Origin of the sequence: Bacillus sp. BD48 (genome assembly GCF_046566805.1) — a bacterium.
Classification (GTDB): domain Bacteria; phylum Bacillota; class Bacilli; order Bacillales; family Bacillaceae; genus Bacillus; species Bacillus safensis.
Window position 1 is genome coordinate 171,277 of sequence record NZ_JANGFM010000001.1, and the last position, 15,148, is coordinate 186,424.

The window sequence follows — 15,148 nt, forward strand, 5'->3', positions numbered from 1 at the left end:
TCACAAAAAGAAAAAGAGAGCCTGCGCTCTCTTAATCAAGTATGTTTAATTTTTTTGCTTCTTCTTCAATGATTGTCAGTGCCCGGTCTAGTTCTTCTTTTGTGTGCTCGGCTGTGATGATGGCTCTAATTCTTGCCTTGCCTTTTGCTACAGTTGGGAAGGCGATGCCTTGAGCAAACACACCTCGTTCTATTAAAGCCTTTGAAAAACGAAAAGTAAGTGCTTCGTCTCCAATCATGATTGGGATAATCGGTGTCTCTGTTGGGGCGACTTGAAATCCAAGGCTGATGACCTTTTCTTTAAAATAAGCGGCGTTCTCCCAAAGTGTATCGATTCGCTCCGGTTCATCTAACAGCACTTCAATCGCTTCTTCACACGCTCTAGTCACAGCTGGCGGATGTGATGTGCTGAATAAAAACGGTCTTGCTTTATGTTTTAAATAATCAACTAAAACCGCTGAACCAGCCACATAGCCGCCGAGCACTCCGACAGCCTTACTAAGTGTCCCGACCTGAATGTGCACTCTGCCGTCGAGTTTAAAATGGTTGACCGTCCCGCGGCCATTCTCACCAAGCACACCCGAGGCATGCGCATCATCTACCATCACAAATGCATCATATGCTTCTGCGAGCCTGACAATCTCAGGAAGTGGCGCGATATCTCCATCCATCGAGAACACACCGTCTGTAACGATGAGGCGGACACGGTAATTCATTGATTTTTTCAAAATCTTCTCCAGCTCTTCCATATTGGAATGACCGTATACCTTTTTATCTGCTTTTGTTAATCGGATTCCATCAATAATTGAAGCATGATTCAGTTCATCTGAAATGACAATATCATCTTTTGTCAGAATACTCGATAAGACCCCTTGGTTGGTCGTAAAGCCCGATTGGAATACAAGAGCTGCTTCTGTCTTTTTAAATGAAGCGAGTTTTTTTTCAAGACGTTCATGCATCGTCATTGTGCCGGCGATGGTACGTACAGATCCTGTACCCGCACCGAATTCATCAATTGCCTCTTTTGCTGCTTTCATCAGCCTTGGGTGTGAGGTGAGGCCTAAGTAGTTATTTGAGGAGAGTTGTATGACAGATTGTTCATTTAATGTAACAGTGGATGATTGTTTTGAGTCGATCTCTTTCAAAGTTTGGTGGGTGCCTTGCTGCTTCATTGTGTCCAATTCATCTTGTAAATACGTGAATTCTTTCATCATTTCTTCCCCCTTTGATATGATGGCATCATCAGTACGACTTTTCCGCATGTACCGCTTTGCATAAGTTCAAATCCCTTTTCGAACTCTTCAAATGGCAGTGTATGAGTGACAACTGGCTTTACATCAATGGTATTTGTTCTTAATAGCTCAGATACTTGACGCCACGTCTCAAACATTTTTCTTCCCGTGATCCCTTGCACGGTTAATCCCCTAAATACAATTTGATTCGTAATATCAATTGTCACTGGTCGTTCTGGCAAGCTTAGTATATTGACTTTTCCTCCATTTGCACAAGCTTCGAGTGCTTGATTAATGGCAGCTGGATGACCTGACATCTCACACATCACGTCTGCCCCTTCCATCCGCGTGAACTGCTTAATCATCGCCACTGGATCATCTTTTCCAATATCCACGATATGATCTGCACCCATTTTTCGGGCCAGATCCAGCCTGTATTCATTTTTATCAACAGCAAACACTTGAACAGCCCCGGAGGCTTTTGCGACAGCAATTGCCATTAAACCGATTGGTCCGCAGCCAAAAATCGCCACTGACTTACCTGAAACAGGTGTGTGCAGTACTGTATGGACAGCATTTCCAAGCGGCTCTTGTATAGAGGCAAGCTCTACTGGCATTTGAGCTGGATTGTGCCACACATTTTGTTCAGGTACTTTGACATATTCAGCAAAACAGCCATCAATGTCTACCCCTAAAATTTTCGTTTCACTGCACAAATGCTGCTGCCCTGTTAAGCACATATAACATTGATTACATACAACATGCGTCTCAGCCGATACAAAATCCCCTGCTTTTGCTCGTGAGACTTGCTTCCCCACTTTGACAACTTCCCCTGTAAATTCATGTCCAAAAATGTAGGGCGCTTTGACTCTACCCTTAGCCCAATCATCCCAATTATAAATATGCACGTCTGTTCCGCATATCGAAGTGGCTTTCACTTGGATCAAAACTTCATGATCTTTGATTTCTGGAATCGGCATCTCCATCAGCACCGCTCCGTAAGCGCTTTCTTTTTTAACAATTGCTTTCATCGTTCCACACATGACGTACAACCCCTTTGTTAAAAAACTTCTCCCAATCAGATTTTAACACGACTTATTTTAGTCGTAAATACCACTGTCTACTAGAAAAAGACATATGAACACCCCACATATTTTTTTGAATATTTTTCTTAAAAAAAGCAAATCTCCTTTTGATCAGAGATTTGCTTTCATCGTCAGCGTTTCTTTGAAACGGCAACATATAATGCTGGCACAATGAATAATGTCAGAATTGTTGAGAAAAAGACACCCGATACAATGCAGATGGCCAGCGGTTTAAAGAGTGGATCATCACTTAATGCAACAGGCATTAGTGCAACAAGTGCAGTAAATGCTGTTAAGAGAATCGGTCTAATCCTTGCTCTCCCTGCTTCAATTACAGCTGTCTGTTGATCAAACCCTTGCTTGCGCCGCTGCTCAATAAATTCGAATAGGACGACCGCATTTCGGACGACAATACCAGCCAATGAGACAATTCCCATTGTTGCCATAAAGCTGAATGGTGTTTGTGTGACAAATAGTCCGATAATGGCTCCTGATACAGCTAAGTATACCGTTCCTAGAACTAACAGCGGAAGCATCAATGAATTGAACTGGAAAGCAATGGTCACATAAATGAGCAGCAAGACAACTGCAAATAAGAGACTAATTTCAATAAAGAACTGGGTCTGATTTTCATTTTCTCCACCTTGTGAAATGGTCAAATCCTTCGCTGCAGCGCTTTTTCCCACTTGATTGACGACTTCTTTCATATCATCTTTAAACGAATCTGATGCACCGGGATACGCCTTCAGCGTAATGGTCGGAACGCCATTTTCATGTGGAATGCTTTCGTACTGCTCTGTTTCTGTTTCTTGTACATATCGGCTAAGCGGTTCAAGTTGAGGCATACCGCCTTCATTTGTACTCACAGGCACCTTGATGTCTTTTAGCTTCAGTCCGTTTTGATGTGTGCTCATGTCTTGTTTCACTACGAGGTCGATGTCATCTGTTCCTTGTTTAAAGGTACCTAATGGAATCCCTTCTGTCACAAGACCAAGCTGTCTGCTGACAAACTGAGCACTGAGCCCATCCTCTGCCATTCGCTCACGGTTTAATTCAAAGGAGATCGTTTTCACCGGCTTATTGACATCGTCCGTAATCAAACTTGCTCCTTTGTCTTTCATTTCATTTGTCAGCGTTTCTTTGACATCAATGAGTTTTGAAAAAGAGTCACCGGCAACCGTTACTGTCACTGGCGCTCCAGTTGGCGGCCCTTGTACAATGGTTTTCATAAAGAGATCAGCCTCTTTGAATTTCTCTCGCAAAGGCTCGGTCATACGATCTATCAATTCCTTACTTGTCATCTGATCATTGTCTACTCTCACAACAACTTGACCGGTGTGGTCACTTGCATTTGAAATACTTTCATTAAACAGGTTCGGCACACCACCCCCTGCAAAAATCGCCGTTTCTTCAATGCCTTTTTGCTGCTTAATCTCTTGTTCTATTTTCTTTAGTGTTTCATTTGTTTTGTCTAATGTTGTTTCACTTGGAAGCGTGACAGTGACAACCACTTCTTTCTTATTCGCCGCAGGGAAAAATTCAAATGGTGTGACGAAAATAAGTAAAAAGGCAAGCGTTGCAACGAGCAAACCACTTAGTCCAATAACGAGCGGCCGCTTCACAATGTTTGTCAGCACACGGTCCGCATAGAAATCAGCCAGTCTTTTTAATGGTTTCCCTAGGAATCCCGGCTCTTTCTGACTCTTCTTATTTTTTCTTTTCCGGTTCACAGTATATTGATAGACGGGCACAAGTGTCAGCGAAATCACCATAGACGCAAGCACAGTCGTTACTAGAACAGATGGTAATGCCCGAATAAATGAACCGTTTGCACCTGATAAGAAAACAAGCGGCAGGAAGGCAAACACAACAGCTAGTGTTGATGTCAAAATGGACCCTGCGACTTCTTTCACCCCTGCAATTGTTCCTTTAAGCGGACTTTCGTATTTTTTCATCTGTCTTAAAATATTATCATTGACGACAATCGCATCATCGACAAGTATCCCTAAAGCAATGATAAACCCGATAATTGAAATTTGATTGAGGTCCACTTGTAAAAATGGCAGCGGAATCGTTCCAATTGTAATGGATAGCGGAATGGCGAGTGAAACGATAAACGCCCCGCCAATTGTAAGACCAAGTGTGGTGACGATAATGACAGCGATGACTGCAACAATGGCTTCTTTCATTAAATCATTGAAAATGGCATCCACTTCACTTTTTTGTGAATAGTAGTCTATCCACTCCACCCCAATTGGCAGCTGCTTTTCTTTCTCAATGACATCACTGACTTTGTCATACATTTTAGGAATATCAAGCCCTGGTTTTATATTCACTGTAAATGAATAGGCGGGCTTTCCTTTATACGACACAATATCACTTTTCTCTTTTTCTACTTCTTTTAAGCTGCCAAGCTGACTAATTGTGACCGGCTCTCGTTTCGTTTTTGAGAAAAGCTCAATCTTTTTAACCTGATCTAAGTGGTCATATGTACCGATGGACAGCTTGACCTTCTCTTTACCTGCCCGAATGTCGCCTAGTGGAGATGTGTCAAATTCCTCATTGATGGCATTTGTGACATCAGCTACATTAAACCCTTCATCCTCCAGCTTATTTGAATCTAAGTTTAATACCGCTTGTTTGTCATTGAAGCCTTTCATCACGACACTGTCTACCCCTTTGATGTCCTCTACTTTTTCCTTCAATGCACGCAGCGATTTCTGACTCTTTGCTAAGTCCGATGATTGACTCGACACAATCATATAAGAACCAACCGGCACGCTGCCAAATTCATCCTTTACTTTCGGCTCCATCACCCCGTCAGGAAAAGACGATGCAGCACTTGTGGTGTCATTCTTAATTTGACTTGCCACCTTTTGAAAGTCGGCTTTGTCCTCAATTTCAATCACAATATTTGAGAAACCAATGGCAGAAACCGAGCTCGTTTTCTCTACACCATTAATATCAGATAGGGCTGATTCCAGCTTATTGGTAACATCTCTTTCCACCTGTTTTGCATCCGCACCAGGAAAAACGGTAGAAATCGTGACGAGATTCGCCTCGAATTCTGGCAGTTCTCGTTTAGGAAGCTGCGCGAATAAATAGCCGCCAGCAATGAGAACGATAAAAAATAAAATAAAAACAAGCTTTCCTCTTTTCAAAAAAGCTTCAAACATTATTTCACCTACTTAAATATTTATTTTTGATGAAGTAAATTCAACTTAGTCTTAATTTATCATCATGGTGAAAAAATGCAAGCTCTAATATGTCATTTTTATCTATTTCACGAACTGAATATGTTATATAAGAAATGTATAGCGGTAAACAAAAACAACCTGCTTACATGATGTAAGCAGGTTGAAAATAATAAAATTAGAATTATCGTGGCTCAACAATCAATTTGATGGCTGTTCTTTCTTCTCCATCGATCAGAATGTCAGTAAAGGCTGGAATGCATATCAAATCCACTCCGCTTGGCGCAACAAATCCCCTTGCAATGGCGACAGCCTTAACCGCCTGATTCAGTGCTCCAGCGCCGATTGCTTGTATTTCTGCTGCACCGCGTTCACGTAAAACGCCGGCTAATGCTCCTGCTACTGAATTCGGATTTGACTTTGCTGAAACTTTTAAAATTTCCATTTCTGCTCCCCCTTAAATTTACAATGGATAAGTGAGTGTTCATTAGAACAATCTTTGTTAGATGATGCTATTTTTTTGAAAATCCATCCCCAAAATGTTTTTCAAAAATAGCAGGCTACCTACCATTTTTACTATATTCACGATAGAGGGCGCATATTCCTTCTTTCTGATTAATATTTTTCTGAAATAAATATGTGAACATTTATTCAAAGAAAATATGGTCATCATTTATCAAAATTCGATCAATTTTGACAGCTTTTTTCGACTGTTCGTCAATTTCTACGATCACTGCACTTAACGTCGTGCGGCCTTCTGCAATTTCAAAACGAACTGGGAGACTTGTTTTGAATCGTTTAATGATCGTTTCTCGATCAACACCTAAAATGCCATCGTAAGGTCCTGTCATCCCGACATCTGAAATATACGCAGTTCCTTTTGGCAATACGCGGTTATCTGCTGTTTGAACATGTGTATGCGTTCCAACGACACATGATGCACGGCCGTCTGTATACCAGCCCATCGCTTGCTTTTCACTTGTAGCTTCACCATGAAAATCAATGAAAATAAATGGTGTCCGTTTGGATGCTTCCGCAATTAATTCATCTACTTTTTGAAACGGGCAGTCAATCGGCGGTAAAAACGTACGTCCTTGCAGGTTGATGACAGCCAGTTCTTTTCCTTGTTTTTTAATAAACGTGAGACCTTTTCCAGGTGTGCCTTCTGGGAAGTTAGCGGGACGGACCATATTGGCTGCGTCATCGATGAAATCGAAAATGTCTCTTTTATCCCATGTATGGTTGCCCATTGTAAGCACATCAGCTCCTGCTTGCAGCAGCTCATGATAGATTTTTTCAGTTAGACCTTTCCCGTGAGCAGCATTTTCTCCGTTGACAATGGTAAAGTGCGGCTGATATTTTCTCTTCAGCTTTGGCAAGTATTCTTTCAATGTCTCTCTGCCAGGTGAACCGACGATATCTCCAACAAATAATATTTTCATGCGCTTTGAACCCTTTCTCTTTTAGAATGATCTTCTTATCAGTGTTGCATATTTACACAAAAAAATAAAGCGGCGCTAAGCGCACCGCTCTATTTTGCATACTCTACTGCGCGAGTTTCTCGAATGACTGTCACTTTAATGTGACCAGGGTAATCGAGCTCGTCCTCAATTCGCTTACGAATATCCCTTGCTAGACGGTGAGCTTCAAGATCATTAATTGAATCTGGCTTCACCATAATACGTACTTCACGTCCAGCCTGTATCGCAAACGATTTTTCAACACCTTCATAAGATTCAGAGATATCTTCTAATTTCTCAAGTCTCCGAATGTAATTTTCAAGCGTCTCACTTCTTGCACCAGGGCGTGCTGCAGATAATGCATCAGCTGCCGCAACAAGAACAGCGATAATAGACGTCGGTTCTTGGTCACCGTGGTGAGAGGCAATACTGTTGATGACAACAGGATGCTCTTTATATTTCGTCGCAAGCTCAACGCCAATTTCTACGTGGCTTCCTTCTACTTCATGATCAATGGCTTTTCCAATGTCATGCAGAAGACCTGCTCGTTTTGCAAGCTTTGCATCTTCTCCAAGCTCTGAAGCCATGAGACCTGCAAGATGTGCAACCTCAATTGAATGCTTCAGGACATTTTGTCCATAACTTGTACGGAATTTTAAGCGGCCGAGAATTTTGATCAGATCCGGATGCAGACCGTGAACTCCGACTTCGAATGTCGTTTGTTCACCCATCTCGCGGATATAATCATCGACTTCACGGCGTGATTTTTCCACCATTTCTTCAATTCGTGCAGGATGAATGCGGCCATCCTGGACTAGCTTGTCCAGAGCTATCCTCGCTGTTTCACGTCTAATCGGATCAAAGCCCGATAGTATGACAGCTTCAGGTGTATCATCTATGATCAAGTCAATACCTGTTAACGTTTCTAACGTACGGATATTTCGTCCTTCACGTCCGATAATACGACCTTTCATCTCATCATTTGGAAGATTGACTACAGATACCGTTGTTTCAGCCACATGATCAGCTGCACAACGCTGTAACGCAAGTGAAAGAATGTTTTTCGCCTTTTTGTCAGCCTCTTCTTTCGCTCGGTTTTCAGATTCTTTCGTCATGACTGCAATGTCGTGGGAAAGCTCATTTTCAACTTGATCCAGAATGATTTGTTTCGCTTCATCTCGAGTTAGACTTGAAATACGTTCCAACTCGGCTTTCTGCAAACGAATCATATCATCCACTTTGCTTTCCATCTCTTCAATATGTTGTTGTCGTTCATTCAGAGAATGATCTCTCTTCTCCAACAGGGACTCCCGTTTATCTAAAGATTCGTCTTTGCGATCAAGATTTTCCTCTTTTTGAAGTAAACGGTTTTCTTGTCTTTGAAGCTCATTACGTCTTTCACGAACTTCTTGCTCCGCCTCTACACGAAACGAATGAATTTCATCTTTCGCTTCCAAGAGCGCTTCTTTCTTCAATGCTTCCGCATCACGCTTTGCATCCTCAACAATTTGTTCGGCCATGTTTCTTGCGCCGGATATTTTTGCTTCTGCAATGGTTTTACGAACAAAGTAGCCAACAACTAAACAGATTAGGCTCAGCAAAATGGAGATGATCGTAAACATCGTAGGCGACATATTTTCACCTCCTCTTGCTATGAACTTGGTTTTACAAATAAAGTGTCGGCATGTACATTGTTTTGTGTCTCAACATACAGGGCCTTCACAGGGAATGAGATCCTCACTGCCCTTGTCAAGTTTAAATTAGTTATCAATCATGTTAAGAAAAACAAGTGATACATTCCCATTGTAATTGTGTCGGAAATACTTGTCAAGCTAGCCATCTTAGCGTTTGCAAAAGCAGATCAGAATTATTCTTAATTCAGCAGCTGATATACTTTATTGTTCACTTGGCCCAGTTTAGTGTTATTTTGTATATTTGAGAACAAAACAACGATGGTTTGACCAGATTTGCTAAAGCTGTTCAAAATGTTGAAGCCCGGCATGACACCATGGCTTGAATAGCTACCGGGAGCAACATAAAATCCCATACCGTATGTGGAGCTGCTTCCTGGCGTAAACATCTTTTTATAGCTCTTCTGCGAATACAGCTTACCGTCTATCAGGGCTTGGTCAAATTTGTACATATCTATAGCACTCATATAAATATCTCCAGCACCATACAGCTGAGATAGATCGGGCATATAAGGTGTAACTGCTTTGCTGCCTTTCAGCTTATAGCCGACAGCAGGATAAGGTTCTTTTTCATATGTTTTGTAAAAGCCTGCATGCGTCATTCCCGCCGGTTTAAAAATATGATTCGTTATATATTGTTCATAGGACTCACCACTTACTTCAGCAACAATATAAGCAAGAACAGAATAGTTGGAATCCTTGTAGCCCCATACGCCCGGCTGACGATTAATTCCCTGACGTTCTATGTCTTTTATTAATTCGTCCGGAGTAATTGCGCCGTTTCCTTCAATATGTCCGTTTATTCCTGATGTATGTGTCAGCAGATTTTTCAAAGTAATTGTTTGTCCGTTAGGGAAATGAGGTAAATACGTGCTTACCGGATCACTTGTCTGAAGTTTCCCCTTTTCCTCAAGCTGTAAAATAGCGGTTGCAATCAGCGCTTTTTGTGACGAACCGACATAAAAAGATGTTAATGGATTATTTCGAATTTTTCGTTTACGGTCTGCATAACCAAAACCTTTATTTGTTACGATTTCTCCATTTCTAACAATCATGGCGGTTCCGCTGAAACCAATCTCCTTTAAATAGCTGCTGATTTTGTGATTGCGGTCCACTGTTTTGATATGTTCTTCTGATTTTTTGGCGGTTTTCCTTTTGACTTCTTTTTTCTGACTGTTTTCTAAAGCTATAGCAGTTTTTTGAAACGGGTTCTTCTCTTCACTATTTCGATGAAGCACATTCCACATCGTTAAACAAATCGTCACTGCTAAAAAAACAAGCACAATTTTTCCCCTCTGACTTGGTTTTCTCTGTCGGCGTTTTGCAATTCTTCTGCGGGTCGGGCTTGTCATTACTTTTTCCTCCCAAAATAAATGCCATTTTGTACACTTTAGACGGCTGAAGTACTGAAAAAGTTGTCGAAAGTTTTTTTTGCAAAATAAAAAAGGCTGAGTTTTTTCACCCAGCCTTCTTTATCATTTCATACTGATTTTATTTTTATTCTAATTCTAATTGTTCTAACGCCTCTTCAGATTCCTGCTGCGCTACTCCGTTATTATCCAAGCCGTAATGTTCGCGAATTTGCTCCTGAATCATCAGCATGATATCTTTATTTTCTTTTAGGAACTGTTTCGCATTTTCACGGCCTTGTCCAAGACGTTCCTCTTGGTAAGAATACCAAGCACCGCTCTTTTGTACGATATCTAGCTCGCTTCCAAGGTCGATGATTTCTCCCTCTTTTGAGATCCCTTCACCGTACATAATGTCTACTTCCGCAATACGGAATGGCGGTGCTACTTTGTTTTTTACCACTTTAATTCTCGTTTTATTCCCCATAATATCATTGCCTTGTTTCAGCTGTTCAGCACGGCGCACTTCTAAACGAACAGACGAATAGAACTTCAGCGCACGTCCACCAGGCGTTGTTTCAGGGTTACCGAACATGACCCCAACTTTTTCACGAATTTGGTTGATAAAGATGGCAATTGTTTTTGATTTGTTGATGGCACCTGATAGTTTACGAAGCGCTTGGGACATCAAACGTGCTTGAAGACCAACGTGTGAATCACCCATGTCTCCTTCAATCTCTGCTTTTGGTACAAGCGCAGCTACAGAGTCAATAACAACAATATCAACTGCCCCACTGCGGACAAGAGCTTCTGCAATTTCAAGTGCTTGCTCTCCTGTATCCGGCTGAGAAAGTAACAGTTCATCAATGTTGACACCTAGTTTTTGAGCGTAAACTGGATCGAGTGCATGCTCTGCATCAATAAATGCAGCTTGTCCTCCCTGCTGCTGAACCTCAGCAATGGCATGAAGGGCTACTGTCGTTTTACCAGAACTCTCTGGACCATATACTTCGATAATACGGCCGCGGGGATATCCGCCTATTCCAAGCGCAGTATCAAGTGCTAACGAACCACTAGGTACTGTTGAAATACGTGTATCTGTTTGCTCTCCTAGTTTCATAATAGAGCCTTTACCAAACTGTTTTTCTATTTGTTTAAGAGCCATATCTAAGGCTGCTTGACGATCACTCATTCTATTGTTTCCTCCTTTATCAATTCCACTATCTATACTATACCTTGTTTTACGTCATTTGCCAAGAAAAAAACGAACACATATTCGATTTTTTCTTGGCAGATTTTTTAAGAAAAGAGTGTTTTCTATTAGAAAAAACGCTCTTTTATAAAGGAGTAAACCTAACAAAAAACAAAATTAACTCTCTTTTAATAAGTTGAGTAAGTGATGCAAACCATATTTCACAGCGCGCTTTCGAATGCCCGACCGGCTTCCTGTAAACATCCATTCAAATACATCCGTCTGGTCTTTCGTAGATAGTCCAATGAACACTTTTCCAACAGGCTGACCCTCATGGGTATCAGGGCCTGCTACACCCGTAAAGCTAATGCCAATATCACTTCCGGTCAGCTTTCTAACCCCTTCAGCAAGCTCTAAAGCACACTCTTTGCTGACAGCCCCATGAGAAGACAATGTTTCCTCCCGGCAGCCAAGTACCTGCTGTTTGACTTGGTTTGTATAACAAACCACACTTCCGGTCAAAATGGATGATGCTCCTTCGAGATCTGTCAGCCATTCGGAGAACATTCCACCAGTCAGGCTTTCTGCTGCTGCTACTGTTTTCCCGTGTTCGTGCAAGGCTTTGGACGCTTCGCGGACAAGTGATGTATCCCCATATCCGTAGAAATACTCACCTACCCGCGCTAAAATTTGCGCTTCTGTTTCTTTTAACAGACGCTCTGTTTCTTTTTCATCCTCATGCTTAGCAGTTAGCCTTAGCGTCACTTCACCGTCAGATGCGAGTGGTGCAATCGTCGGATTCGTTTGAGCATCAATTAAATCTTCTAGGTCTGTTTCAAGCTGCGATTCACCGATTCCGAAGAAACGCAGGACAACAGACACGATTTTTTCCTTTAAGCCGAGTTTCTCAGAAATCAGCGGTTTTGCCTCGTTTTCAAACATCGGGTGCAATTCACTTGGCGGTCCAGGAAGAAGCATATAAAACGTATCGTCTTCTTGAACAAACATACCTGGGGCCATCCCAAAACGGTTCACGAGCACATCAGATCCTTCTAGAACGAGTGCCTGCTTACGATTGTTTGGTGACATATCACGGCCGGTCTTTCGAAAGTAGTCTTGAATCGATTCAAATGCTTCTTCATTTAGTACAAGCTCTTTCCCGAGCGTGCTCGCAATGGTTTCTTTTGTTAAGTCATCTTTGGTTGGTCCAAGACCACCTGAGAAGATAATAAAATTAGATCTTTCCTGCGCCACCTGAATGGCCTGTTTTAAACGCTCTGGATTGTCACCAACTGCTGTGTGGTAATAAACATTCACACCAATTTCAGCTAGTTGTTTGCTGATGAATTGTGCATTCGTATTCGTAATTTGCCCTAGCAATAGTTCGGAACCGACTGCAATAATTTCTGCTTTTCTCTCTGACTTCAAAGCGTACACGTCCTTTTTAGTTAGAATTCTTTAAAGCTTCCCAGTTTTTTGCAAAGTAATCCCAGCCTGAGACAACAGTGAAGAACACCGCTACCCACATCGCTAGATCACCAAACGGGAATGATACAAGTTCAAACGGCAGATTATGCAGTAAAAGTGCTGAAATCGCAATGATTTGCGCCCATGTCTTCACTTTTCCAAGCATATTCGCCGCCACCACTTCACCGCCTCCAGCTAAAACAAGCCTTAGACCTGTTACAGCAAATTCACGGCTAATGATCACAATCGCCATCCATGCCGGTGTGAGGTCGTATTGAACAAGTATAATTAAAGCAGCTGAAACAAGCAATTTATCTGCAAGCGGATCTAAAAATTTACCAAAATTCGTCACCAAATTAAGCTTACGTGCGTAGTATCCATCAATCCAGTCAGTTGTTGAAGCGACGATAAACAGGATCGCTCCAACAAGGTGCGTCACTTCGATGCTGACGTCACCAAAGCGTGCAACACCCCAATCTAACGGTGCAAGCATAATGATCATAAAAACAGGGATCAAGGCGATCCTAGAAAGAGTTATTTTATTCGGTAAGTTAAACATGAAATCCAATCCTCCAATAATGCATTTTTTTATGTATATATAATAGTAGGAACAAAAGAAAAGTCATCTACTTGCTTAAGATGACTTTTCCTTTCCTTTATTCACAATCACAATGTTTTGTGTCATGGTGTTCTTAGGGTCTAATTCGTACTTAAGTGTCTCGTCATTTACCTTGATATCAATTCCAGACGCATTGCCTAGACGGATATCGACCTGAGAAAGCTCAGACAGGTCTGTTTTAAACGATTCGCCATCTTTTAGTTCACCCATCTTCAGCACTTTTCCAGATTCGTCTCTTACACGCAGCCATGAAGCTTGCGAGGCAGAAATGGTTAACTTCATTTCGTCTGCACCTGATACTTCATACGTTGTTGTCGAGCCTTCTGTATTCGTCGCCTTTAAAGATACAGTTTCATCGTCTTTTGATGAATCGTCTTTTTTAGATGATTTTTCTTTATCATCTGACGAAGTTTTTTCTTTTTTCTTTTGATCTTTTGCAAGCGATGAATCCTTAGATACTTCATATTTAGATTCTGATTGCTGAGGGGCCGCCTGATTATTCTTCTGTCCGCTATCATGATTGACCGCCTGCACGATCACATAAATGATGGCGATGACCACAAGGATGCCTCCAATAATTAAAATTGTCGGCAATAGTTCAAGCACTTTTGAGGCGGGCTTTGGCAGCTCTCTTTGCGGCTTAATATTGGATAATTTATCAGATACTTCATCGTTATACGTACTTGGAACATCTTTACGAAATTCTTCGAACAATTGTTCAGGATTCAGTCCAACGGCTTCGGCATATTGCTTAATAAACGCTCTGACGTAAAATTTACCTGGAATAATATCATAGTTTCCTTGTTCGATTGCTAGCAAATAGCGCTTTTGGATCTTGGTCACCGTCTGAAGATCCTCCAGCGACATCCCTTTTTCCTCTCTGGCCTCAACGAGCCGTTTTCCCAATTCAGTCAAAACAAACACCTACCATTACCATATTAAAAATCGAAGCCAGAAAAACCAGAATGATCAAACACTTGTGGTTCTTCAGCGTGTTCATATGTAATCTCTTCGTCTGCGCTATTACGCAATTCAATGATATAGTCGAAATCATCCATTGTATATTCTGAATTTTGAATAAAGATATCTGGATGCTCAACCACCTTCGTTGCCGGCAGTCTCATAATTTCTCTTAAAAGCTGCAAGTGCTTCTCAGAACCTCTTCTTGTCGACACAATCCCATCAATAATAAAGACGTTATCTGGGCTGTATTCATCTGCGATCAGCTGACTTCGGATCGTCTGTTTCAAAAGAGTAGACGATACAAACAGCCATCTCTTGCTTGCACAAACACTTGAAGCCACAATTGATTCTGTTTTTCCAACACGCGGCATTCCGCGAATCCCAATCAATTTATGTCCTTCTTTTTTAAAGAGTTCAGCCATAAAATCAACAAGAAGACCGAGCTCGTCTCTTTCAAAACGGAACGTCTTTTTGTCATCCGCATCACGCTGTATGTATCTTCCATGACGAACAGCTAAGCGGTCACGAAGCTTTGGCTGTCTTAATTTCGTTACTTTTATCGTTTCCATTGTATTTAAAATTGATTCAAGGCGCTTAATTTGATCTGTGTGGTCACAGCGCAAAAGCATTCCGCGTCTTGATACATCAACACCATTGATTGTCACAATATTAATTGAAAGCATCCCCATTAGAGAAGAAATGTCTCCTAAAAGTCCGGGACGGTTTACCTGTATCTCATATTCAAAATACCATTCGAGCTTTGCCAAATGATATTACCCCCTTCATTGTGGCAAATTTTTACCTTCCTTTATCATAAAGCATTTTCACATTTTTAGAAAGCACAATGTTGTGAAACGGTTAAAATAAAAAGAGAGGCACAAACGACCCCTCTTTTTG

12 protein-coding genes are annotated in these 15,148 nt (G+C 41.5%); all 12 read right to left on the reverse strand.

Going from position 1 to position 15,148, the window contains the following annotated elements:
• Positions 1-31: 31 nt before the first annotated feature.
• Positions 32-1,210, reverse strand: a complete 1,179-nt coding sequence (locus tag ACLGGR_RS00915; protein ID WP_142944858.1) for a glycine C-acetyltransferase — start codon at positions 1,208-1,210, stop codon at positions 32-34.
• The gene (gene tdh / locus ACLGGR_RS00920) at positions 1,210-2,274 is read right to left on the reverse strand and encodes an L-threonine 3-dehydrogenase (RefSeq protein ID WP_410972328.1); all 1,065 of its coding nucleotides are present in this window, start codon (positions 2,272-2,274) and stop codon (positions 1,210-1,212) included. The genes ACLGGR_RS00915 and tdh overlap by 1 nt, the downstream gene beginning before the upstream one ends.
• A gap of 173 nt (positions 2,275-2,447) precedes the next feature.
• Positions 2,448-5,492 carry an efflux RND transporter permease subunit gene (locus ACLGGR_RS00925; protein WP_410972329.1) on the reverse strand — a complete coding sequence of 1,015 codons (3,045 nt, stop codon included), beginning with the start codon at positions 5,490-5,492 and terminating at the stop codon, positions 2,448-2,450.
• 202 nt (positions 5,493-5,694) lie between these two features.
• Positions 5,695-5,955: a stage V sporulation protein SpoVS gene (gene spoVS, locus ACLGGR_RS00930; RefSeq protein ID WP_003211281.1), complete on the reverse strand. Its 261-nt coding sequence runs from the start codon at positions 5,953-5,955 to the stop codon at positions 5,695-5,697.
• Positions 5,956-6,157: 202 nt separating this feature from the next.
• A complete protein-coding gene (locus tag ACLGGR_RS00935) occupies positions 6,158-6,952 on the reverse strand; it encodes a TIGR00282 family metallophosphoesterase (RefSeq protein ID WP_048239828.1) in 795 nt (264 codons plus the stop codon).
• Positions 6,953-7,041: 89 nt separating this feature from the next.
• Positions 7,042-8,604 carry a ribonuclease Y gene (rny, locus tag ACLGGR_RS00940; protein ID WP_003211958.1) on the reverse strand — a complete coding sequence of 521 codons (1,563 nt, stop codon included), beginning with the start codon at positions 8,602-8,604 and terminating at the stop codon, positions 7,042-7,044.
• Positions 8,605-8,843: 239 nt separating this feature from the next.
• Positions 8,844-10,013, reverse strand: a complete 1,170-nt coding sequence (locus ACLGGR_RS00945) for a serine hydrolase domain-containing protein (RefSeq protein WP_410972330.1) — start codon at positions 10,011-10,013, stop codon at positions 8,844-8,846.
• 145 nt (positions 10,014-10,158) lie between these two features.
• Positions 10,159-11,202, reverse strand: a complete 1,044-nt coding sequence (recA, locus tag ACLGGR_RS00950) for a recombinase RecA (RefSeq protein WP_060699024.1) — start codon at positions 11,200-11,202, stop codon at positions 10,159-10,161.
• Positions 11,203-11,379: 177 nt separating this feature from the next.
• Entirely contained in the window at positions 11,380-12,630 is a 1,251-nt protein-coding gene (locus ACLGGR_RS00955) for a competence/damage-inducible protein A (RefSeq protein ID WP_410972331.1), read from the reverse strand.
• Between the two features lie 16 nt (positions 12,631-12,646).
• Positions 12,647-13,228, reverse strand: coding sequence for a CDP-diacylglycerol--glycerol-3-phosphate 3-phosphatidyltransferase (gene pgsA, locus ACLGGR_RS00960; protein ID WP_046311022.1), 582 nt, complete (start codon positions 13,226-13,228; stop codon positions 12,647-12,649).
• A 75-nt stretch (positions 13,229-13,303) separates the two neighbouring features.
• Positions 13,304-14,203: a helix-turn-helix domain-containing protein gene (locus ACLGGR_RS00965; protein ID WP_410972332.1), complete on the reverse strand. Its 900-nt coding sequence runs from the start codon at positions 14,201-14,203 to the stop codon at positions 13,304-13,306.
• A 23-nt stretch (positions 14,204-14,226) separates the two neighbouring features.
• Complete coding sequence (locus ACLGGR_RS00970) at positions 14,227-15,018, reverse strand: DUF3388 domain-containing protein (RefSeq protein ID WP_003211480.1); 792 nt, start codon at positions 15,016-15,018, stop codon at positions 14,227-14,229.
• Positions 15,019-15,148: the final 130 nt, after the last annotated feature.